Origin of the sequence: Streptomyces sp. NPDC047000 (genome assembly GCF_040644295.1) — a bacterium.
Taxonomy (GTDB): domain Bacteria; phylum Actinomycetota; class Actinomycetes; order Streptomycetales; family Streptomycetaceae; genus Streptomyces.
Genome location: NZ_JBEYWE010000013.1, coordinates 84,231 through 107,767, shown reverse-complemented (window position 1 = coordinate 107,767; position 23,537 = coordinate 84,231). Strand labels below are relative to the sequence as shown.

11 protein-coding genes are annotated in these 23,537 nt (G+C 74.9%); all 11 read left to right on the top strand.

All coding sequences use genetic code 11. The annotated features are described in order from the left end of the window. Positions 1–55: 55 nt before the first annotated feature. The 11 genes from ABZ862_RS21520 to ABZ862_RS21470 all read left to right on the top strand — a co-directional run bounded on the left by ABZ862_RS21520 (position 56) and on the right by ABZ862_RS21470 (position 23,502). Positions 56–856, top strand: a complete 801-nt coding sequence (locus ABZ862_RS21520) for an ABC transporter ATP-binding protein (RefSeq protein WP_360960573.1) — start codon at positions 56–58, stop codon at positions 854–856. Positions 857–941: 85 nt separating this feature from the next. After that, a complete protein-coding gene (locus ABZ862_RS21515) occupies positions 942–2,285 on the top strand; it encodes an LLM class flavin-dependent oxidoreductase (protein ID WP_360960369.1) in 1,344 nt (447 codons plus the stop codon). Between the two features lies 1 nt (position 2,286). Next, complete coding sequence (locus tag ABZ862_RS21510) at positions 2,287–3,123, top strand: alpha/beta hydrolase (protein WP_360960367.1); 837 nt, start codon at positions 2,287–2,289, stop codon at positions 3,121–3,123. A 120-nt stretch (positions 3,124–3,243) separates the two neighbouring features. After that, positions 3,244–3,801 carry an NADPH-dependent FMN reductase gene (gene ssuE / locus ABZ862_RS21505; RefSeq protein ID WP_360960365.1) on the top strand — a complete coding sequence of 186 codons (558 nt, stop codon included), beginning with the start codon at positions 3,244–3,246 and terminating at the stop codon, positions 3,799–3,801. A 23-nt stretch (positions 3,802–3,824) separates the two neighbouring features. Further along, complete coding sequence (locus ABZ862_RS21500; protein ID WP_360960363.1) at positions 3,825–4,757, top strand: MerR family transcriptional regulator; 933 nt, start codon at positions 3,825–3,827, stop codon at positions 4,755–4,757. Continuing rightward, positions 4,754–5,707, top strand: a complete 954-nt coding sequence (locus ABZ862_RS21495; protein ID WP_360960361.1) for an ABC transporter ATP-binding protein — start codon at positions 4,754–4,756, stop codon at positions 5,705–5,707. The genes ABZ862_RS21500 and ABZ862_RS21495 overlap by 4 nt, the downstream gene beginning before the upstream one ends. Further along, a complete protein-coding gene (locus ABZ862_RS21490; protein WP_360960360.1) occupies positions 5,704–7,362 on the top strand; it encodes a hypothetical protein in 1,659 nt (552 codons plus the stop codon). Before ABZ862_RS21495 ends, ABZ862_RS21490 begins: the two co-directional genes overlap by 4 nt. A gap of 1,159 nt (positions 7,363–8,521) precedes the next feature. After that, complete coding sequence (locus ABZ862_RS21485; RefSeq protein WP_360960358.1) at positions 8,522–18,037, top strand: amino acid adenylation domain-containing protein; 9,516 nt, start codon at positions 8,522–8,524, stop codon at positions 18,035–18,037. Between the two features lie 32 nt (positions 18,038–18,069). After that, on the top strand, positions 18,070–18,948 hold the full coding sequence (locus ABZ862_RS21480) for a TauD/TfdA family dioxygenase (protein ID WP_360960356.1): 879 nt from the start codon (positions 18,070–18,072) through the stop codon (positions 18,946–18,948). Between the two features lie 87 nt (positions 18,949–19,035). Further along, complete coding sequence (locus tag ABZ862_RS21475) at positions 19,036–19,959, top strand: PfkB family carbohydrate kinase (RefSeq protein WP_360960354.1); 924 nt, start codon at positions 19,036–19,038, stop codon at positions 19,957–19,959. Between the two features lie 396 nt (positions 19,960–20,355). Beyond that, positions 20,356–23,502, top strand: a complete 3,147-nt coding sequence (locus ABZ862_RS21470) for a TIM-barrel domain-containing protein (RefSeq protein WP_360960571.1) — start codon at positions 20,356–20,358, stop codon at positions 23,500–23,502. Positions 23,503–23,537 lie beyond the last annotated feature (35 nt).

Here is a 23,537-nt window from a genome sequence, read left to right as displayed (position 1 = left end):
ACAACAGCCCACGACGCAGGGAGAGTCCGCCGCACCCGTCCTCGAAGTCACCGGACTGGACGTCCACTACGGCCCGCGCCGCCGGCGCCGTGCCGCCCTGCGCGGGGTCTCGCTGAGCATTGCGCCCGGCGAGAGCGTCGGGGTCATCGGGGAGACCGGCTCGGGGAAGTCCACCCTCGCCCGCGCCGTCCTCGGACTGGTGCGACCCTCGGCCGGGTCGATCACCGTCGACGGCGAGGAGGTGACCGCGTACGGCCGCCGCCAGTGGCGCGAACTGCGCCGCCGGGGGACCGTGCAGTACGTCTTCCAGGACCCGCTGCGCAGCCTCGACCCCGACCTCACCGTCGCGGACTCCCTGACCGAACCCCTGCTCGTCCGGGGCGTTCCCCGGGCAGCGGCGCTCGAACGGGCCGCGGCCCTGCTCGACCGGGTGCACCTCGGCGGGGACCTCCTCGACCGGCTGCCCGGCGAGCTGTCCGGCGGCCAGCGCCAGCGCGTCGCGGTGGCCCGTGCCCTGGTGACCGGGCCGCGCCTGGTCATCCTCGACGAACCGGTCAGCGCACTGGACTCCGCCAACCGGGTCCAGGTCCTGGAGATCCTCAAGGAACTCCGCGCGGACGGGGTCGCGTTCGTGTTCATCTCCCACGACCTCGGCTCCGTCGCGGGGATCGCCGACCGTATCGCGGTGCTGTACCAGGGGGAGTCGGTCGAGACCGGCGCCGCCCACGACATCGTCAACCGGCCCCGACACCCCTACACCCGGCTGCTCGTCGGCTCCGCGCCCACGCTGCGCGGCGCCGCCCCGGCCGACCGCGCCGAGCGCGAGGCCCTGCGCGCCGCGCTCCAGCAGGCCTGATCCCCACCCCCGTGACAACACCCCGCGTGACAACACCCCCTCCGTGACAACGCCGCCAACGGCCCCCCGAAGACAGGAAGACACCATGCCCCGCACCCTCCATCTCGCCCTCCACCCCTACGGCGTCGGCGGCCCCGGCCAGCACGGACTGTGGAAGGACCCCCGCATCGCCAAGAACGCCGGCATCGACATCGGCTACTACATCCGCCAGGCCAAGGCCGCCGAACACGCCCTGTTCGACGCCCTGTTCATCGTCGACAGCCAGTTCATCAACGCGACCTACCCGCCCCACTACCTCAACCGCCTCGAACCGCTGACCCTGTTGTCCGCGGTCGCCACCCACACCCGGCACATCGGCCTGGTGGGCACGGCCAGTTCGACGTACAACTCGCCGTTCAACCTGGCCCGCAGGTTCGCCTCCCTCGACCACATCAGCGGCGGCCGGGCCGGCTGGAACGTGGTCACCAGCTTCGACACCGGTACCGCCCGCAACTTCGGGCTCGACGAGCACCTCGACTACGCCACCCGCTACGGCCGCGCCCTGGAGTTCGTCGAGGTCGCCCGGGGCCTGTGGGACTCCTACGAGGACGACGCCTTCCCGGCCGACGTCGCCCGCGACGTCTTCCTCGACCCGGCCAAGCTGCACCCGCTCGACCACGAGGGCGAGCACTTCAAGGTGGCCGGTCCGCTCAACATCTCCCGCTCGCCGCAGGGCCAGCCGGTCATCTTCCAGGCCGGGGTCTCCGAGGAGGGCCGCGACCTGGCCGCCCGGGTCGCCGAGGGCATCTACGCGCCGGGCGGCACGCTGGAGCAGGCCCGCGACTACTACGCCGACATCAAGCGCCGCACCGCGGCCCACGGACGCGATCCGGAGCACATCAAGGTCTTCATCCACGGCGGTCCGGTCGTCGCCGCCACCGACGAGGCCGCGCGGCGCCGGGAGCGGGAGATCTTCGAGGAGGACAACGACCTGGTGCGCAATCTGGCGCTGCTGGGACGGTCGTTCGGCGCCTACGACTTCACCGCGCACGACCTCGACGCGCCGTTCCCGGACATCGCCCACCTCGCCGAGAAGGGCGGCCGCACGGCCGCGGCGAACATCGTCGAGCGGGCCCGGAACGAGAACCTGACCTTGCGTCAGATCGCCGAGTCGGCCAACGAGTTCCGCCGCTCCCCGTTCGTCGGCGCCCCCGACACCGTCGCGGACACCATCGAGACGTGGTTCGCCGCCGGCACCCTCGACGGCATCAACCTCGCCTTCCGCACCGAGGACGACCTCGAACTCTTCGTCGACGGCGTGGTGCCGCTGCTCCAGAAGCGCGGACTGTTCCGCACCGAGTACACGGCCGACACCCTGCGCGGCAACCTCGGCCTGCCGGTACCCGCCAACCGCCACACCCACCGGCACGCCCAGAAGCAGGGGAACTGACATGACCGTCCACACCGAGCACCCGCACCACACCGACCACCACGTCCCGGCGGGCCTCCTCACCCGCGGCACGGTCGTCGTGGTGCCCGGCCGCGGCGAGACCAGGGCGACCTACGGGCGTCTGGGAAGACGGCTCGCGGCGGACGCGTACCGGGTCCGCGTCACGGACGCCCCCGACCTCCCCGCGACCGGCCTCGACGGCGCCCTGACACGCCTCGGCGCCGCCCTCGCCGACGCCGTCGAGGACACTGTCACGGCCGGCGGGAACGGCGTGGCCGCGCCCGTCGTCCTGCTCGGCGCCGACACGGGCGCCCTGGCCGTCGCCGCCCTGCTGAGCCGTACGGCCGACCCCGCGGCCCCGGGCCGCCGGCGACCGGACGCCGTCGTCCTGGCCGGACTCCCGGTACACCCCGCCGGCACCGCGGCCGGCGGCCTCACCAGCTGGGACGCCGAACTGGACGCCCGTACCTCCTGCCCCACCCACCGGGCCACCCTCACCGACGACACCCGGGTCCGCCGGGGCGCGCTCGACAAACCCGTGCCCGACGCCCTGCTCACCGCCGCGTACGACGGCGACGTGACCGTACCGGCCCTGCTCCTGACCGGTGACGCCGACCCGCTCGCCGACCACGGCGCCCTGCGCCGGGCGGCCGGAAGCTGGCCGCTCACCCGGCTGGCGGTGGTGCGCGGCGCCCACCACGACGTCCTGAACGACCTGCAGCACCGCTCGGTGGCCGCCGAGATCGTCACCTTCCTGGAGACCCTCCGCAGCGCTCCGGAGGGCGGCCGGAAAGGCGGCCTCACCCCACTGATCACGGTGGAGTCGAGCGCGTGGTGACGCCGGACGCCCCGCACCAGCCGTGACCGGCCCTCCCGAACCCGGTTCCCGCACCCCGAACTCCGCCCCCGGACCACCGAGTCGTACCGTCCCGCCCCCGATCACCGGAAGGCTCCTGCCATGGCCACCGTCCTCTCCGTCTCCGGAAGCCCCTCCGCCTCCTCCCGCACCGCACTCCTCCTGCGCCACCTCGGCCGGCACCTCACCGCCCAGGGCCACGAGGTGATCCACCTGGACGTCCGCACCCTGCCCCCCGAAGCCCTCCTCGGCGCCGACTTCGGGCACCCCGCGATCGTCCGGGCCGCCGCCCTGTTCGAACGGGCCGAGGGAGTGGTGGTCGGCACACCGGTCTACAAGGCCGCGTACTCCGGCCTGCTGAAGTCGCTGCTGGACCTGCTCCCGCAGTACGCCCTGACCGGGAAGACGGTGCTGCCGCTGGCCACCGGCGGCAGCACGGCGCACGTCCTGGCCATCGACTACGCGCTGCGCCCGGTGCTCAGCTCCATGGGCGCCGCGCACATCGTGCCCGGCTGGTTCACCCTCGACAAGGACATCACCGTGGCCGACGACGGCACGCTGAGCGTCGCACCCGGCACGGCGGAGGCCCTGGCCCAGGTCACGGACCAGTTCTCGGCGGCGCTGGGCGCGCGGTTCGCCGCGGGACTTGCTGTGACGTAACGTCACACCCTCATCCTGGCGGTATGCGTGTGAGGGAGATCGCGGAGCTCACCGGGACGACGGTCCGGACGATCCGCTATTACCACGAGATCGGCCTGCTGCCCGTGCCCGAGGTCCGCCACGGGTACCGCGACTACCGGCTGGTGCACCTGGCCCGGCTGATCAGGATCCGGTGGCTGGTGGACTCCGGGCTGCCGCTCGGCAGGGTCGGCCAGGTCCTCGCCGGGGACGCCGGCCGGCCGCGCCGCCAGCACCCCGGGACGACGGGGGAGACGGGGGAAGCAGGGGAGGCGGCGCGGTCGGCCGCCCTGGCGGACCTGCGCGGGGCGCTGACCACGCTGGAGGACCGGCTGCGGGACCTGTCGGACCGGCACGAGCGCCTGGTGCGGCTCGTCGCCTCGGTCGAGTCGGGCGGAGCGCCCACGCCGATGCCGGCGACCGTGGCCCGTTTCTACGACGACCTGGAGGCACGGGCGCCCGACGAGGCGACCGCCGGCGCGGTGCGCCAGGAGCGCGACTTCATCGAACTGGCCTACTTCCGGGGCGATGTGCCTCCCGAGGCCGAACTCCTCTACATCGGGGTGACGGAGGAGTCGCTGCGCGCGGGACTGGACGCGTTCCGGACCGGTGTGACCGCCGAGGGACTGAGCGACGAGGAGATCGAGCGGTTCGCGGCGGGCGTCGTGGCCCGGATGAAGGAGCGTGTCGGCGGCGACCTCGCCGAGGTCATCGCCTCGCTCGACACGGACGCCGTACGGCGGCTGTACGAGCTCTACGACGTGACCGCCGACGAGCGTGCCCGGCGGGTCGGCCGGGTCGTGCACCGACTGCTGACCGAGGAGCTGGAGAAAGCCGCGGAGCCCGGGGAGGCCGGGGAGCCCGGGGGAACAGCGGAGCCCGGGAGGCCCGCGGAGAGCGTGCGGCTCCAGGAGCCCGAGGAGGGACGCGAGCGATGAGCACCGCCCACGGCACCGGCCCCACCGCCCGTCCGCCCGCCCCGGACCCGGTCCGGGTGTCCGGGCTCGTCAAGAAGTTCGGCGCCTTCACGGCCGTCGACGGCCTCGACCTGACCGTCACGGCGGGTGAGGTGCACGGCTTCCTCGGCCCCAACGGCGCGGGCAAGACCACCACCCTGCGGGTCCTGCTCGGCCTCCACCGCCGCACGGCGGGCACCGTCACGGTCCTGGGACTCGACCCGCAGACCGACCCGGCCGCGGTGACCCGGCGCACCTCCTACGTCCCCGGCGACGTCGCCCTGTGGCCGAACCTCACCGGCCAGGAGGTCCTCGACGCCCTCGCCGGTATCCGCGGCGCGCACGATCCCGCGGCCGAGCGGCGGCTGGTGGCGGACTTCGCCCTGGACACCCGCCGGAAGATGCGCACGTACTCCAAGGGCAACCGGCAGAAGGTGATGCTCGTCGCCGCCTTCGCCGCCCGCACCGACCTGCTGGTCCTCGACGAACCGACCTCCGGGCTCGATCCGCTGATGGAGGAATGCTTCCAGCAGTGCGTACGCGAGGCCGCCGCCCAGGGCCGTACGGTCCTGCTGTCCAGCCACATCCTCCACGAGGTGGAACGGCTGTGCGGGAGCGTCACCATCGTGCGGGACGGCCGGGTCGTGGAGACCGGCCAGGTCGCCGACCTGCGGCATCTGTCCTCGTCCAGCGTCACCGCCCGGGTGCCCGCGACATCCGCCGAACGTGTACGGCACGCGCTGCACGCCCTCGGGGCCGGCCCGGACGACGGAGGTGTCGGCCCCGCGGGCCAGATCGAGCTGCGGGTGCCCGCCGCCGCCACGACGGCCGTCCTGCGGGTCCTGGTCGACGCGGACGCCACCTCGGTCACCTGCACCCCGGCCACCCTCGACGACCTGTTCCTGCGCCACTACGCGGGGGCGGCCCGATGACCCCGCCGACCCTGCCACCCGCGCCGCCCGCGGCGCAGCGCCCGCCACGGCTGTCCCGCGTCCGCAGCCGGCGGCGGCTCCTGGGGCTGCTCGCCCGCCGCCACGGGGCGTGGTGCACGACGTGGACCGCCCTGACCGGCCTGACGGCACTGGGCACCGTACGGGCGTACGCCACGTCGTACCCGACCGCACAGGCACGCCACGCGGCGGTACGGCTCAACCGGCACGGGGCCACCACCCTGCTCTACGGCCGGCTCCGCGACCCCGGTACACCGGGGCAGATGTTCGCGTGGGAGATGGGCACCTTCCTCACCCTGCTGGCCTCGGTGGCGGCCGTGCTGCTCGCGGTACGGCTCACCCGGGCCGCCGAGGACGACGGCACCCTGGAGACCCTCCGCGCCTGCGGACTGCGCCCCGGTGACACCCTGCGGGCGGGGCTGCTGCTGATGCTCGCCGCGGCGGTCTCGCTCGGCGCGGCCACGGCCCTGGGCACCGGCGTGTACGCCGGACGGGAGGACGGCGTGACCTGGACCGGTGCCCTCGTCCTGGGGGCGGTGGTCACCCTCACGTTCCTGCTGACCGGCACGGGGACCGCGGTCGTCGCACAGCTCGTGCCGAGCGCGCCGGCCGCCCGTGCCGCGGGCGCGGCCGGTGTGGGGCTCGCGCTGCTCGTACGGGCGGCCGCCGACACCGGGGACCGGCCCGCCCTGCAATGGTTCAGCCCGCTGGCACTGCGCGCGGTGGCCGAGCCCTTCGGCGGCGACAGATGGACCGCCCTGCTGCCCGGGCTCCTGGAGTGCCTCGCCCTGGCCGCGCTCGCCCTGCGACTCCAGGCCGGACGCGAACTCGGCGCGAGCCTGCTGCGCCTCCCCGCCCGCGGACCGCGCCGCCTGCACATCGCCTCGGCGACGGGACTCGCCTGGCGGCGGCACCGGGCGGCGCTCACGGCGTGGCTGGCGAGTGTCGCGACGGGTGCCGCGCTGCTGACCGCCATGGGCTCCGGTGTGGTGACCAGCGCCCGGCGCGGACAGCTCGGCGGCGGATTCCTCGCCGACCAGCTCGGCGGCGCGGACCCGGCGTCGGCGTTCCTCGCCTACATCGGCACCCTGACCGGGATCACCGTCTCGGCCCTGGCGATCCTGACCGTGCTCCGGCACGTCTCCGACGAGGCCGGCGGACTCGGGGAACCGCTGCGGGCCGCCGGCTGTCCGCCCGGAGGGCCGCTGCGGGCCCAGCTGACGGTCGGACTGCTGGGGGCGTTCGGAGTACTGGCCGCCACCGCGGTCGCCGTCGCGCTCGCCGCGCGTACCGCCCTGCCCGGAGCGGACAGCGCGCGGGACGCCTTCACCGAGATCCTCGCCCAGTGGCCCGCCGTGGCGGCCCTGGCGGGGCTCGCGGCCCTCGCCGCGGGAGCCGTCCCGCGCCGTGCCTGGCTGGCCTGGCTGCCGTTCTCCGCCGCGGTGGCGGCCACGCTCCTCGGCCGGCTTCTCGATCTGCCGGAACTCCTGGTGGACCTCAGCGTGTTCGGCCACACCGGCGGCGGCACCGCCCCGACCACCGGGCTGCTTCCGCAGGGCACGCTGCTCGCGCTCGCCGGCCTCGCGGCGGCGGCCGGCCTCGCAGCCGTCCCGCGCCGGGACGCGGCCCTGGGCTGACCGCCACCGTCCGTCGCCCGTCTTCCGTGCCGTGCCGCGTTCCGTGCCCTGCCGCGCGGATCGCGCGGTTCTGCCGACCACGGCGCGCATGCCGTCCGGACGCCATGTGCCGGGGTTTCCTCTTCGGGCACACTTCGGGGCCGCCTCGGGCCCGCTCCGGGGCGCCGGCCAGGGTTCGCGCAGGTCGGGCGACCTGTGACCCACCGTCCGCCGCCTCCACAACACCCCTTGGAAAAGTTGACTGTTGACACATCCTTGGGCAGTGCTCGATGATCACGTTCAGATCTCGGAAGCACTGAAGAATCCCCCGCGTCCCCCCATCGGTGCCCTGTCGTCCCCTCATCGAACAATCCCCCTCTGAGGGTGGCGAACACGCCGCCCGGTCTCCTCACATCCCTGTCCCGGTGAGCCCTGCCGGTGCGACGTCACCGGGCCACCGCATTCGATTCCCGCCGTGCGGCAGGAACCAGTGCGCCCGCACGGCGCCGACCGCCAGAGGAAACAGACGGGAAGGTCAGATCCAGTCGATGCACAACACCCCCCGCGTTCTCCCCACCACCCCTGACGAGCCGGTCATCACCGACTTCGCACCGCCCCGCACGGACCGGGAGTCCCGTGTCGGGGCCGCCTCCGGCGCCCGGTACGTCGCGTTGCACAAGGGCGAAGGCAATTCACCTCTGACGCCGCCGCCGTCACCGGACGCGGAACACGCGCCGACGCGACGCGCGGCCGATCGCGGTGGTGCGCCCGGGACGCGGGAGACCTGTCGGCGCCGCACCCGCGAAGGGACGTTGCTCCCGATGGAATTCCCCGCGGACCGGACCCGTCCGCCGGAGCACGGATTCGCGGGAGGCCGCGTCGCATTCACCGTCGGCGCGGAGGACACGGACGCCTTACGCGCGTCGGCGTGCCGGAACGGCGCCGTGGTCGCCGCCGGGGTCCGCACGGCCCGGACCGTGCGGCTGTCACCGCCGTCACCTCCGTCACCGCTGTCCGGCCCCCAGGACATCGTTGTCGGCGGCCCCGTGGCCGGCCGACGCGGGCGTGACACAGCCAGGTCGAGCGGGTCTCCCGTCACCTTCCGTGCCCAGCAGACCGATCCGTCCGGCTCGCCCGGCGTGCCCGAGGCGCTCGGCTCCGTCGCGGCAGGGGAGGCGTCATGACCGGCAGTCCCTCCCGCCCCACCGGCCCGGCTCCCGCCGTGGCCCCGTCGGCTCTCGCCGACGCCGCACTCGCCCAGGCCCGGCGCACCCCCGGCGCCCCCGCCGTCGAGGACGGCGCCGTGGTGCTGGACTACGCGGCCCTCGACCGCGCGAGCCGGCAGGTCGCGGCGGTGCTCCGGGCCGAGGGCGTACGCCCCGGTGACGCCGTCGCCGTCCGCCTGCCCAGGTCGTGGCGCCTGGTCTGCGTGCTGCTCGGCATCCGGCGGCTCGGCGCGACCGTCGTGCCCCTCGACCGGCTCAGCCCTCCCGACCGGCAGCGCCACATCCTCGACGACTCGGGAGCCGTCGCGGTCGTCCACGACGGGACCACCGAGCCGACCGAGGCCGTCCCTCCCGGCGCCGCCCTCCCGGTCGCCCTGCCCGTCGACCGGCTCCTCGGCGCCCCGGAGACGCCCGCCGCAGCCCCTGACGCGCACGTTCCCGGCGCCCGCGGTGCCGACGAGCCCGTCCCGCACCCCACCGGCCCCCCGGCGCCCGCCGCCTTCGTCTTCTACACCTCCGGCACCACCGGCCGCCCCAAGGGCGTCGAGGTCACCGACGACGGCGTCCTGCGCCTCGCCCGCCCGGGATACCTCGACGCGCGGCCCGGCGACCGTTACGCCTGCCTGTCCAACCCCGCCTTCGACGCCCTGAGTTTCGAGGTGTGGACACCGCTGCTCACCGGCGGCACCTGCGTCGTCCTCGACGACACCCAGGTCAGCAGCCCCCTCCTGCTGGCCGACGCGCTGCGCGACCTGGACGTGCGCACCCTCTTCGTCACGACGGCCCTGTTCAACGCCGTCACCGACGAGGTGCCCGGCTGCTTCGGCACCGCCGGACAGGTCCTGATCGGCGGGGAGCAGCTCGACGCCCGCCGGATCCGCCGCTGGTACGCCGCCAACCCGGACTCGGCGGCCGTACTCCACAACGCCTACGGCCCGACCGAGGCCACCACCTTCGCCCTCAGCCACCCCGTCCCCCGGGACTTCGACGGCGAGGTCGTGCCCATCGGCACCCCGCTGCCCGGCACCGGCATCCTGCTGCACATCACCGACGGCCGCACCACCGACGGCCGCACCGCCGAACCGGGCGAGGTCGCCGAACTCCTCCTCTCCGGACCCGCGCTGGCCCTCGGCTACCGCAACCTGCCCGAGGAGACGGCGCGGCGCTTCGTACGGCTGCCCGGCCCCGACGGCGGGGAACGGCGCTGGTACCGCACCGGCGACCTCGTCCGCCAGGACCCCGACGGCCTGGTGACGTACGTCGGCCGGGCGGACCGCCAGGTCAAGGTGCGCGGCTTCCGTATCGAACCCGGCGAGGTGGAACGCCGCGTCCTCGCCCACCCGGGCGTGCGGCAGGTCCACGTCTGCACCCGCCGCGACGAGGCGGGCCGCAACGAACTGCTGGCCTTCGTCGCACCGGCCGGAGACCTCGCCTTCGACGCGTACGACCGCCACCTCACCGCCGCGCTCCCGCCGTACATGCGCCCGCACCGCACCCACCTCGTCGACGCCCTGCCCCTGAACGCCAACGGCAAGGTCGACCAGGACGCGCTGCTGCGCACCGCGGGCACCCCGTGGCGGGCCCCGCACCGGGACACGCCGCCGGCCACCCCCGCCCAGCAACGCGTCCTCGACCTCGCCGGAGAGGTGCTCGGTGTCACCGGGCTGCGGCCGGACGACCGCTGGATACCGCACGGCGGCGACTCCCTCAAGGCGCTGCGGTTCCGTTTCCAGATCCTGCGCCGCTTCGGCGTCGACGTGCCGCAGGAACTGGTGCTGCGGGCCGACTTCGCGGCCGTCGCCGACGCCGTGCACGCGGCGGACGCGACGCCGGGCGACGTCCCGCCCGTCACCGTGGCCCCCGGGGAACGCACGGCGCCCGCCACCGGGGAGCAGGAACGCCTGTGGCTGCTGCACCAGCGCGACCCCCTCGACGGCGCCTACGACGTCCCGGTCGTCCTCGCCCTGCACGGCACCCCCGACACCGCCGCCCTGCGCCACGCCCTGCGCACCCTGGTCGAGCGGCACCCCGCGCTGCGCACCCGCCTCGTCCCCACCGCGCACGGACTGCGGCAGCAGATCGACGAGCCCTACGACCCGTGGGAGCCCACCGGGACCGCATCCGGGGCGACGGCACCCGCGACAGGATCCGGGGACGGCTGGGAGCACGCCGCCGACCGGTTCTTCGCCCACCGCTTCGACCTCACCGGCAGCCGCATGCTGCGCGCCGCCTGGCTGCCGGCCGGCGACGGCGGTCACCTGCTCCTGCATCTGCACCACGTCGCGGTCGACGGCTGGTCGCTCACCCTCCTGTTCCGCGACCTCGGCGACGCCTACACCGACGCCCGTACCGACACCCGCGCCGCCGCCGAAGGCGCCCCGGCCGAGCCCGGAACCGCCCTGCCCGAGCCCGGAGGCGCCCCGGACACCGCGACCACGCTGGACTTCGCCCGCTGGCAGCGCGACTGGCACGCGACGCCCGCCTACGCCGCCCGCCGAGCCCGGCTGCGCGCGCACCACGCCGCCCACCCCGACCTGTCACCGGCACTGGAACAGCCCTCCGGCACCCCCGGCCCGCCCAGGGCCGGGCTGCTGCACACCTCGCTCGGCATCGGGCACCGCGCGGCCCTGGACCGGATCGCGGCCGACAGCGGTCTGACCAGGTTCGAGGTGCTGCTGCCCGCCTTCGCCTGGGCCCTGTACGGAGTGACCGGCCAGACCCGCCCGCTGATCGCGGCCCCCGTCGCCGGCCGGCCACGCCCCGAACTCTCCGACAGCGTCGGCATGTTCGCCAACACCGTGCTCGTACCGCTGAGTCTGGAGGCGCACGGCACGCTGGGCGGCCAGCTCCCCGCGCAGAGCGCGTCGGTCCGTGAGGTCCTCGCCGGCCAGGACGTGGCGCTCGCCGACGTCCTCGCCGATCACACCTTCCGCGACCAAGGCCCCCTGTTCGACTTCCTGTTCGTGCTGGAGAACACGGACTTCACCGGCCTCCGGCTGCCCGGCTGCCGGGTACGGCCGGTGTGGTCCCGTCCACTGGGCGCCAAGTGCGCGCTGACCGTGTCGCTGGTGGAGCACGAGGACGGCTTCGACTGCCTGTGGGAGTACCGCGACGACATCGGCGCCGACCGCGCCCGCGCCGCGGCCCGCCTCTTCCGCGAGGCACTCGACGCGCTCGCCCACGGCGGTCGCGTCACCCTGCGCGAACTGATCACCCCCTACCGGCGCGCACTGCCCGAGACCGGCCGCGGTCCCGCGCCCGAACCCGGATTCACCACCGTCGCCGAAGGCTTCGCCCGGCAGGTCGCGCGCACCCCCGGCGCGCCCGCCGTCACCGGTCGCGCCGGCACCCACAGCTACGCCGAACTCGACGCCCTGGCCGAAGGACTGGCCCGGGACCTCGTCACCCGCCACCCGCTGCCCGGCGACCCCGCCGCCCCCGCGTCCGTGGCCCTGTACCTTCCGCCCTCGGCCGACCACGTGGCCGCGCTGCTGGCCGCCGCCCGCCTCAACCTGACGGTCGTCCCCCTCGACCCCGCCTACCCGCCCGCCCTGCTGCGCCAGATCCTCGAACAGGCCGACCCGTTGTGCGTCCTGGTCACCGCCGAGCGTGCCGCGGACCTCGACGCGCTGGCCCCGCCCGGCCTGCCCCGGCATGTGATCACCTCCGCACCGGCCGGCCCCGTGACCGCCCCCGCGGTGGCGCCGCGACACCAGGGACTGCGCCCCCTCTACACCCTCTTCACCTCCGGATCCACCGGCACCCCCAAGGGCGTCCAGGTCTCCGACCGCACCCTGTGCAACCTGCTGACCTGGCAGGCGGGGCCCGGAGGACTCGGCCGTCCCGCCGTCACCCAGCAGTTCTCGATGCTGTCGTTCGACGTGTCCTTCCAGGAGATCTTCACCACCCTCTGCGCGGGCGGCACACTGCGGCTCGTCGAGCCCGCCTGGCGGCAGGACATCCCCGCCCTGCTCGACGAACTGGAGACCGGGGGAGCGGAGCGGATCTTCCTCCCGTACGTCGCGCTGCAACTGCTCGCCGAACACGGCGTGCGCACCGGCCGCCACCCCTCCCGGCTGCGCGAAGTCATCACCGCCGGAGAGCAGTTGGTGTGCACGGACGCCGTGCGCCGCTGGTTCGCCGGGCTGCCCGGCGCCCGGCTGTTCAACCACTACGGCCCCACCGAGACCCATGTCGTCAGCGCCCTGTGCCTGGAGGGCGACCCGGCGGCCTGGCCGCTGCGCCCGGCCGTCGGGCGGCCGGTCGCGGGCGCCGTCCTCAGGGTGGTCGACGAGACCGGTGCCCCCGTCCCGCCGGGCGCCACCGGCCAGTTGCTGATCGGCGGCCTGATGGCCGAACGCTGCTACCTGGGTGATGCCGCCCTCAACCGGGACCGCTTCACCGACGACCCCGAGCTGGGCACCTTCTACCGCAGCGGCGACCTGGCCCGCTTCGACACGGACGGGCTGCTGCACTACAGCGGCCGGGACGACGCGCAGATCAAGCTGAGCGGTCACCGGCTGGAGCCGGGCCAGGTCGAGACGGCGCTGTTGGGCTTCCCCGGCGTCACCGCCGCCACCGTCCTCGCGGTGCGCGGCTCCCTCGTCGCCTGCCTGCGCTGCGAGGGCGCGGACCCCGACCCCGCCGACCTGAACCGGCACCTGAGCGGTCTGCTGCCGGCCCACGTCCGCGTCGCCCGGTTCCGGTGCCTGACGTCGCTGCCGCGCACCCCGAGCGGCAAACTCGACCGCCGGGCGGCACTCACCGCCCCCGGCCACGACCTCACCCCCCGCACCGCCGCCGGCCACGCCCTCTCGGCGCTCGAGACCCGCCTCACCACGCTCTTCGAGCAGGTCACCGGCCGCACGGCCGGCCCCGACCAGAGGTTCTTCGACACCGGCGCCACCAGCCTCGACCTGATGCGCTTCCAGCTGCGCTGCGCGGGCGAGGACGATCTGCCCTTCACCGTGCCGGAGCTGTTCGAACACGTCACCGTCAGGGCGCTGGCCGCGCTCGTCGGCGCCCGGCGGGACCCCCGGCCCCCGGGCGAGAACCCGACCGGGCACCTCCCCGCCGGCGAACCCGGACGCGAACCCACGAGCGGAGCCGGGCGCGACCTCGCCGCAGAGCCGGTCGCCGTGGTCGGCATGGCCGTACGCCTGCCCGGCGCACCCGATCTCGCCGCCTTCTGGGACCTCGTCACCTCCGGCGGCCGTGGTATCGAGCACTTCCCGGCCACCGGCGGCCGGGTGGGAGCCCGCAGCCAGCTGCCCCGACCGCTCGGCTTCGACCCCGCGCGCTTCGGGATCAGCCCCGCCGAGGCCCGCCTGACGGACCCCCAGCAGCGCCAGCTGCTGATGACCTGCGTGGAGGCGCTCGCCCACGCCGGCCTCGCCGAACCCGGAGCACACCGGGTGGGCCTGGTCGCGGCCTGCGGGGAGAACACGTACTTCCAGAGCATGCTGCGCGAGGCCGACCCCGCCGCCCTGCCGGACCCGTTCCGGCTCGCCCTGCACCACGAGAAGGACTTCCTCGCCACCAAGGCCGCCTACCATCTCGGCCTGACCGGGCCCGCGTTCACCGTCCAGTCGGCCTGCTCCAGCTCACTCGTCGGCGTCCACGTCGCCGCCGGGCTGCTGCGCCAGGGCGACGCCGACACGATGCTCGTCGGCGGTGTCCTCGTCGACCCGGAACTGACCGACGGCTACACCTACCGCCCGCAGCACATCTTCTCCCCGGACGGCCACTGCCGCCCCTTCAGCGCCGACGCCGAGGGCACCGTGGGCGCGAGCGGGACCGGCGTCGTCGTCCTCAAACCGCTGGCCGCGGCCCGCCGCGACGGCGACACCGTCTACGCCGTCATCACCGGCTCCGCGATCAACAACGACGGCTCGGCCAAACTCGGTTACAGCGCCCCCTCCCTGACCGGCCAGCGGGACGCGATCCGTGCCGCGCTGGCCCGCAGCGGACGCTCCGCCGCGGACCTCGGCTACATCGAGGCGCACGGCACCGGCACCCGCCTCGGCGACCCCGTCGAGGCCGCCGCCCTGCGGCAGGCGTACGGCCTCGGCGACGACGCCGGCCTCGCCCTGTCGTCGGTCAAGAGCCAGCTCGGCCATCTGGGCGCGGCGGCGGGCGTGGTGGGACTGGTCCGGGCCGTCCTCGCCGTGCACCACGGCGTCGTCCCGCCCACCGCCGACTTCGACCGGCTCAACCCCGAGATCGGCGAAGGCCCGTTCCGCGTCCCCACCGCCGCCGAGCCCTGGCCGCGCACCGGGCCCCGCGTCGCCGCCGTCAGCAGCTTCGGCATCGGCGGGACCAACGCCCACCTGCTGCTCGAGGCGCCGTACGGGACGGCCGCCCCCGTGACCGGGTCGGACCCGGAGCCGTCCCTGGTGCTCTCCGCCCACAGCCGGACCACGCTGCGCGCCGACGCCCGTCGCGTCGCCGACTACCTGGCCGCGCACCCGGCGGCGTACCCGCGGGTGCTGCGCCACCTCCGCACGGGCCGCCCCGCGCTCGCCCACCGCGCCGAGGCCGTCTGCCCGGACGCCGGATCCGCGGTGGCCTGGCTGCGGTCCGTCGGCGCGGCGGAGACGGAAGGACCTGGCACGCCCGTGACGCTACCGGCCGGGGGATCCCCCGCGACGGCACCGGCCGGGCACACCGCCGCCCCGCCCCGTGACGCCGGGCCCGCGCCCGCGCCGTGGGACTTCCCGCCCCCCGCCTTCGACATCACCGACCACGACTTCCCGCGCAGAACCTCACCGGCCGCACAGACTCCACCTGCCGCACAGACCGCACCGGCCGAACCGGCCGCACGGACCGCCGACGGCGCGGCGGGGCCGGCCAGGCTCCCCGGTGACCGATGGCTGCACCAGCCCGTCTGGACCCGGCTGCGCAGGGCACACACCGCCGCATCGCCCGCGTCCCGCCGCACGGCGGTGGCCGTGGTGGCCGCCGACGCCGACCCGGCCGCCTGGCGGGCGGCGCTCGAACCGTCCTACCACCGGGTCGTCGTCGTCCAGGCCGGCGCCCCCGGCGACCGCGCCCCCGACGGCGACCGGCACCGCCGGGCCGATCCCGCCGACCCCGGCCACCTCACGGCCCTGCTCGCGGAGACCGCCGCCCGGGCCGGCGGCGAGGCCGCGGACGGCGTCGACTGGCTGCACGCGCTGCCGCTCGCCGTCGACGGCGAGGTCGGCGAACACTCCCTGGAGACGGCCCGCTGGGCCTGCCTCGACACGGTCGCCGCGCTGTGCACGGCGCTCGCGGACACCCCGGCCGCCCACCGGCCCCGGGTCTGGCTGCTGTCCCGGCAGGCCCAGCCGGTCACCGCACCCGTCGTCCGGCCCGAGCCGGGACTCCTCGCCGCCGCCGTCCGGATCCCGCGCCAGGAACTCGGGATCACCCTGCGCTGGGCCGACCTCCCGGGCCCCGACCCGGCGGACTGGGCACCGTACCTGTCCGACCTGCCCGATCTCCCCGTCACCGGCCACGGCGACGGCGACGCCGGTGACGACCCGCTCACCCCCGCGATGACCGCGCTGCGCGACGGCTACTGGTGGCACCGCACCGTCCAGCCGGCCGCGCACACGCCCGCCGCCCCGCCCCGCCGGCCCGGCGGCGGCACCCACCTCGTCCTCGGCGGCACCGGAGGCATCGGCGCCACCCTCGCCGCCCGGCTGCTGGGCCAGGACGGCGACCGTGTCGTCCTGGTCGCCCGGCGCACCGTACTGCCACCGGCACTGGCGCCGTACGCGGGCCGCGTCACGACGGTGGAGGCCGACCTGGCCGAGGAGGACCTGGCCGCGATCCGTGAGCGCCTCGTCCCGCACCTGGACCGCCTGGTGAGCGTCGTGCACGCGGTGGGCACGCCCGGCGGCGGTCTGCTCGCGCGCCGCGACCCGGAGCGCGCGCGGCGCGACACGGCGGCCAAGCTGCGCGGCGCGCTGCTGCTCGAGCGGCTGATCTCCGACCACGCCCCCGACCACGCCGTCTACTGCTCGTCCATGGCCGCCCTGTTCGGCGGCACCGGCCAGTTCGACTACGCGGCCGCCAACGGATGCCTGGACGCCTTCGCCGCGTACGCGCCCGACGGCACCGGCCGGGCGACCGTCCGGACGTCGATCGGCTGGGACGCCTGGCGGGAGGTCGGCATGGCGCAGCACGCCCTGAGCCAGGACGCCCGGCACCAGGCCCATCTGTCCGTCGCCCTCACCCCCGAGGACGGCGCGGAGGTCTTCGCACAGGCCCTGCGCCTCCAGCTCCCCCACCTGATGGTCAGCACCACAGCCCTGACCGACGCCTCCCGCTTCTACGCGGCACCGCGGCCGACCGCACCGGACGTGCCGGCTCCGGCACCGGCGCACGCCGGAGGCCACGGCAGCGACCACGCCCGGGGCCCCGCACCGTCCGGCCTCGCCGACCTCGTGTGCGATCTGCTGGGCGTGGACACCGTCGACCCCGACGCCTCCCTCTACGACCTCGGCGCCGACTCCCTCACCCTCCTCGACCTCGTCGTCGAGGTGCAGCGCCGCTACGGCACCGACATCGACCTGTCCCGCCTCAGCCACCGCGTCAGCCTCACCGAACTCGCCGGTCACCTCGGCGGCGACGGCGACGGCGCGCCCCCGGCCCGCGACGGCACGGGACCGTCCGTCGAGACCGAGGTGTGGCAGTACGGCGACGGCCCCGACGTGCTCGTCCTGGTGCACCCGGTCGGCGGCGACATCCAGGCGTACCGCGCCCTGGTGGCCGCCCTCCCGCCCAACCTCACGGTCTGCCTGGTCCCCGACCCGGCACTGCGCGCCCCCGGACACCCCACCGGGTCCATCGAGGAGCGCGCCGAACGCTATCTGGCCGCGGTCCGGGCCCGCTTCCCGCAGCCCGGCCGGCGGATCAGCCTGGCAGGCTGGTCCTTCGGCGCCTGGACGGCGCTGTCGATGGCGGCCGCCGCCGAACGCGCCGGCGGCCCCGCCCACGCCCTCTACCTCCTCGACCCGCCCCCGTCCGACGCCGGACCCCGCCTCGGCGACTACGACGAGCGGCAGATCGACGCCGTCTTCGCCCGCGAACTCAGCGGCAACGACGACGGCCGGCTGACGGAGCAGGGCCGCCGGTACGCCGAACGGCTCGCGCACTGCTGCCGGGCCAACCTCGCCGCCATGGCCGCCCACCGGCTGCCCCGGCTGACCGGCACCCCCGCCACCCTGTGGCTCGCCGGACGCCCCGTGCCCGATGTGTCCATGCTCGCTCCCGACCCGGCGGCGGACGGCGACTGGCATCTCCGGCTCCCGCCCCCGGTCCGCACCCATCACGTGGACGCCGACCACTACGGCCTGATGACCGAGCCGCATGTGCGGACCGTCGCGGCCGTCATCGAGAAGGACCTCACCGCCGCCCCACGCGACAGCTCGACGACATCCGCCGACACCTCGACGACACCCGCCGACACCGGCAACCGCTGACCGACACCCGTCCGACCGAGAATGGAGCCTCCGTGGAGGAGTACGCACTCGAAGCCGTCGAGCGCCTGACCACCCGCCCCGCCGAGCCGTACGAGACCATCACCGTCGACCCGATCACCCCGCTGCTGGGCGCGGAGGTGTCCGGCCCGGACCTCTCCGAGGAACTGACGCCCCAGCAGGAGAAGGAGATCAGGCACGCCTTCCTCACCCACCACGTCCTGGTCTTCCGCGACCAGGACCTCACCCCCGAGCAGCACAAGCGGTTCGCCTCGGCGTTCGGTGACCTGCACCCCGTCACCCTGCCGGCCGAGGGCTCGGACCCCTACGTCCTGGAGATCAAGGCGACCGGCGAGTCCCGCTCCGTGGCGGGCAACGGCTGGCACGCCGACGGCACCGCCGACCCCGAGCCCTCTCTCGGCTCCATGCTGCACATCACCACGGTCCCGGGCGGCACCAGCGGCGGCGACACCCTCTTCGCCAACATGCACCTCGCCTACGAGCTGCTCTCCCCGGCCCTGCGAGGGTTCCTCGACGGCCTGACGGCCCTGCACGACGGCGCCCTGCCCTGGACGGCGGCCGGGCAGACCCCGCCGCCCGAGTACGACGTGCCGCGCACCGAGCACCCCGTCGTGGTCCGGCACCCCGACACCGGCCGCAAGCTGCTGTTCGTCAACGCGCCCTACACCTCCCACATCGTCCAGCTGGCCAGGCCCGAGAGCGACGCCCTGCTCGGCCTGCTGTACGACCACGTGGCCCGTACCCCGCTGCTGCACTGCCGGGTCCGCTGGCAGCCGAACACCCTGACGTTCTGGGACAACCGCTGTGTGCAGCACCACGCCGTCTGGGACTACTTCCCCCACACCCGCTACGGGCGCCGCGTCGCCATCGAGGGCACCCGCCCGCAGAGCTGACCGCCCGCAGAGCCGACCGTCCGCGGCGCCGGCCCCCTGCCCGGCGCCGTTCCGTACCCGCCCGGTGCGGATCCGTAGAATGGCCGGGTGCCCGGACCGGAGGACGTACGGCGGACGCACCCCGCGGTGCGGCGGCCTCCGCGCGGACTGTTCGTCGGGCTGTGCACCCTGGACGTCGTCCAGCTCGTGGACCGCGTTCCCGCACCCGACGAGAAGCAGACCGCCCGTGACCAGGTCGCCGCGGCAGGCGGCCCGGCGGCCAACGCCGCGGCGGTGTTCGCCCATCTCGGCGGGGCCGCCCGGCTCCTCACCGCCATCGGCGGGCACCCGCTGGGCCTGGGCGTCACGGAGGACCTCCGCCGGCTCGGCGTGACCGTCGCCGACCTGGCCGCCGGCTCGGCCGGGCCGCCCGCCGTGTCCTCCGTCCTGGTCACCGCGTCCACCGGGCAGCGCGCCGTCACCTCCGTCAACGCGAGCGGCCACCGGCTCACCCCGCCCGGGGAACTCGCGGGATGGGTCGGGGAGTGCGACGTCGTCGAACTCGACGGCCACCACATGGAACTGGCCGTCGCCACGGGGCGGGCCGCCCGTGCCCTCGGCCGGACGACGCTGTTCGACGGCGGCAGCTGGAAGGACGGCACCGAGACGCTGCTGCCGTACGTCGACGTCGCCGTCTGCTCGGCCGACTTCCGCCCGCCGGGCGCGGTGACGGCCGCGGGCACCCTGCGGTACCTGCGGGAGCGGGGGGTGGCGTGGGCGGCCGTCAGCCGGGGGGCGGAGCCCCTCGTCTGGGAGGGGCCGGAGGGCGGCGGCACGGTCGAGGTGCCCCCCACCCGGGTGGTGGACACCCTCGGCGCGGGGGACGTCCTGCACGGTGCCCTGGCCCATGACCTCGCCGTCCGGGGGCCGTTGACACCGGACGGATTCGCCGGGGCGTTGCGCGGCGCGGCCCGGGTCGCCTCCCGGTCCTGCGCCTCGTTCGGCACCCGTGCGTGGATGCGAGCGAGCTGAGTCCCCTCAACTCCGCTGTCCTGCAACCGCGTTGCCAGAGCCGTCGCCGCAACTTAGGTGACAACGATGTCTGTTACCTGTGTGGACACTGAGGAAGTGACGTGATGTCATGCAAAGGGCCGCATTTACAACGTTGCAGCCGGTTCTCCGGCGGTGAGTGCGGACACCTGGCCCCTCTCCCTGCCCACCTCATCCCACCCGCATGTCCGTACCCCCATGGAGCGTGCCGTGCGACCACTCACTCCCAGTCCCAGACCCCCCAGACCCCTCTCCGGCCGGCGCACCCGTCTGATCGGCGGCCTCCTGGCCTGCACCTCGACGGCGCTCGGCCTCGTCGGTACCGGTACCGGCGCCGCCGCCGCCGGTCCGGCCCACCACACGGCCCGTCCCGCCGCCGTGACCGTGGGCGACGCCCGCTTCGAGGTGCTGTCACCCACCCTGATCCGCACCGAGTACGCCGGCGACGGCAGGTTCGAGAACCGGCCCACCTTCAACGCGATCGGCCGGGACTCCTTCACCCCGCCGCCCTACACCTCGTCGGTCAGTGACGGCGTGCTGACCCTCACCACCAGTGCCCTGACCCTGCGTTACGCCGTCGGCTCGGGCCCCTTCGGCGCACAGAACCTGAGCGTCTCCCTCAAGGCGGGGCAGAACAAGGTGCTCGCCGCCCCCTGGCAGCACCGGGACTGCGCGGCGGGGACGCTGTGCGAGGCCGAGGACCAGACCTACGACGGCCCCGGACTCGCCACGGACCACTCCGGGTACACCGGGAAGGGCTTCCTGGCCGGGTTCGAGACCGGCAACAACTCCCTCGCCGCGGACGTGCGGGCGCCGAAGGACGGCACCTACGAGTTCGCCGTGCGGTACGCCAACGGCACCGGCGGCGACGGACGGCACGTCACCCGCACCCTGAGCCTCGCCGTCGACGGCGGCGCCGACCAGGAGCTCAGCCTGCCGGAGACCGCCGACTGGAACACCTGGAAGACGGCCAGGATCTCCCTGCCGCTCGGCGCCGGGCACCACGCCCTGCGGCTGCACCGCGCCGCGGGCGACTCCGGCAACGTCAACATCGACAGCGTCGCGCTCCTCACCCCCGGCGCCGACCAGCCCTCCAGGGAGGCCACCGCGCTGCCGGGCTGCCGGTTCGGCACCAGCTGCGAGGCCGAGGACGGCCTCCTGTCCGGCACCGGCGTCATCGCCACCGACCACAAGGGCTACGCCGGGTACGGCTTCACGGCGGAACTCACCAAGGGCGCGGGCATCGCGCAGCGCGTCGTGGGCGTACCCGCCGACGGCACCTACCAGTTGCAGCTGCGGTACGCCAACGGCACCGGCGGCGACGGCCTCCACCAGGCCCGCACCGTCGACGTCGCCACCGGCGGCGGCACCCACCGCACCCTCTCCCTGCCGCCCACCGACTCCTGGGACACCTGGCAGACCGCCACCGTCCCCGTCGACCTGAAGGCGGGCACCGACCAGCTCACCCTGTCCTGCCCGGACACCGCGAGCTGTCACGTCAACCTCGACACCCTCGCCCTGAGCCCCACCGGCGACCCGGCACCCGCGCCGCACCTCGCCCTCGGCGGCTACCGCCGCAGCCTTGACGGACTCAACGGCGACAACGACCCCACCCCCTGGACCACCCCCGGTCTGCTGCACCGCGACGGCTGGTACCTCCTCGACGACACCCCCTCCGCGGTCTACGACGCCGCCACCCACGGCGCCTCACCGCGCCCCGCCCACGGCACCGGCCCCTACCAGGACGGCTACCTCTTCGGCTTCGGCCACGACTACCAGCAGGCCCTCACCGACCTCGCGGGTCTCACCGGACCGCCGCAGCTGCTGCCCCGCTGGGCCTACGGCGTGTGGTACTCCGAGTACATCGACCGCACCGCGAGCGACTACGAGAACACCGTCGTCCCCGCCTTCCGCGCCGCCGGCGTCCCCCTGGACGTCCTCGTCACGGACACCGACTTCAAGTCCCCGAACACCTGGAGCGGCTGGAACTTCGATACGGCCAAGTTCCCCGACCCCAAGGCATTCTTCGACTGGTCGGCCGCCCAGGGCCTGCACAACACCCTGAACATCCACCCCAGCATCCTCGGCTCCGACCCGCAGTTCGCGGCCGCGCAGGCCACGGCGAAGGGCAAACTGGCCAAGGGCAGCTGCTCGGCCGGCGCCGACTGCTACACCTTCGACTTCGGCGACCCCGACCAGCTCAAGGCCTACCTCGACCTGCACCGGCCGATGGACAGGGCGGGCAACGACTTCTGGTGGCTTGACTGGTGCTGCGACGCCTCGCGCTCCTCGCAGGCCGGTGTCACCCCGGACGCCTGGATCAACCAGCAGTACGCCGACCTCACCGCCGAGACCAGCGACCGCGGCTTCGCCTTCTCCCGTGCCTACGGCTCCCTCCAGGCCGGCGGCTACAGCGGGGGAGTGGGCCTGCCCACCGGCCCCTGGGCCGACAAGCGCACCACCCTGCACTTCACCGGCGACACCACCTCCAACTGGGCCACCCTGCGCGCCGAAGTGGGCTACACGCCGGGCGAGTCCGCCGCCACCGGCATGAGCGCGATCAGCCATGACATCGGCGGCCACAACGACGGCTGGGGCATCCCCGGCGCCGAGACCTACACCTCCGGCGGCCAGACCCACCGCACCACCAAGCTCCCCGACGACCTCTACGCCCGCTGGGTGCAGTTCGGCACCTTCCAGCCCGTCGACCGCCTGCACAGCAACCACAGCGACCGGCTCCCCTGGCAGTACGGCCCCGACGCCGAGGCGTCGGCGGCGAAGTTCCTGAACCTGCGCGAGGCGCTGGTCCCGTACACCTACACCCTGGCCCAGCAGGCGAACACCACGGGAGTGCCCGTCGTACGGCCGCTGTACCTCCAGTACCCGGAGGAGGCCGCCGCCTACAGCAGGGCGGACAGCGAGTACTTCTACGGCCCCGACCTCCTCGTCGCCCCGGTCACCGCCTCCGGCACCAGCACCACCACCTCCGTGTGGTTTCCGCCGGGACAGTGGACCGACTGGTTCACCGGAACCACCTACACCGCACCGGCCGGCGGCGCCACGCACGACGTCACGACCACCCTGGACACCATGCCGGTGTTCGTCCGCGCGGGAGGCGTCGTCGCCACCCGCACCGGCAAGGTGACCGGCGACGAGCACAACCCGCTCGACAAGGTCACCGCCACCGTCGCCACCGGCGGGCCGGGCACCTTCTCCCTCTACGAGGACGACGGCGTCAGCCCCCTCTCCGCACGGTCGGCCACCACGCACCTCCGTTACACCGAACACGCCGACGGAACCGGCCGGTTGAAGATCGGCCCGACCAGGGGCTCCTTCAAGGGCCAGACCGCACGCCGCACCTGGACCGTCGCGTTCCTCGGCGCCCGCCAGGCGCCCGACCACGTGAACGCCGACGGCCTCCGCCTGGCGGCCTCCGCCTGGCGGTACGACAGCGGCAGCCACACCCTCCGTATCACCCTGCCCGCCCGCAGCATCCGCAAGGGGGTCACGGTCACCTACCGGTGAGCCGCACCCGCTGACACGGAAAAGGGGGGCCCGCG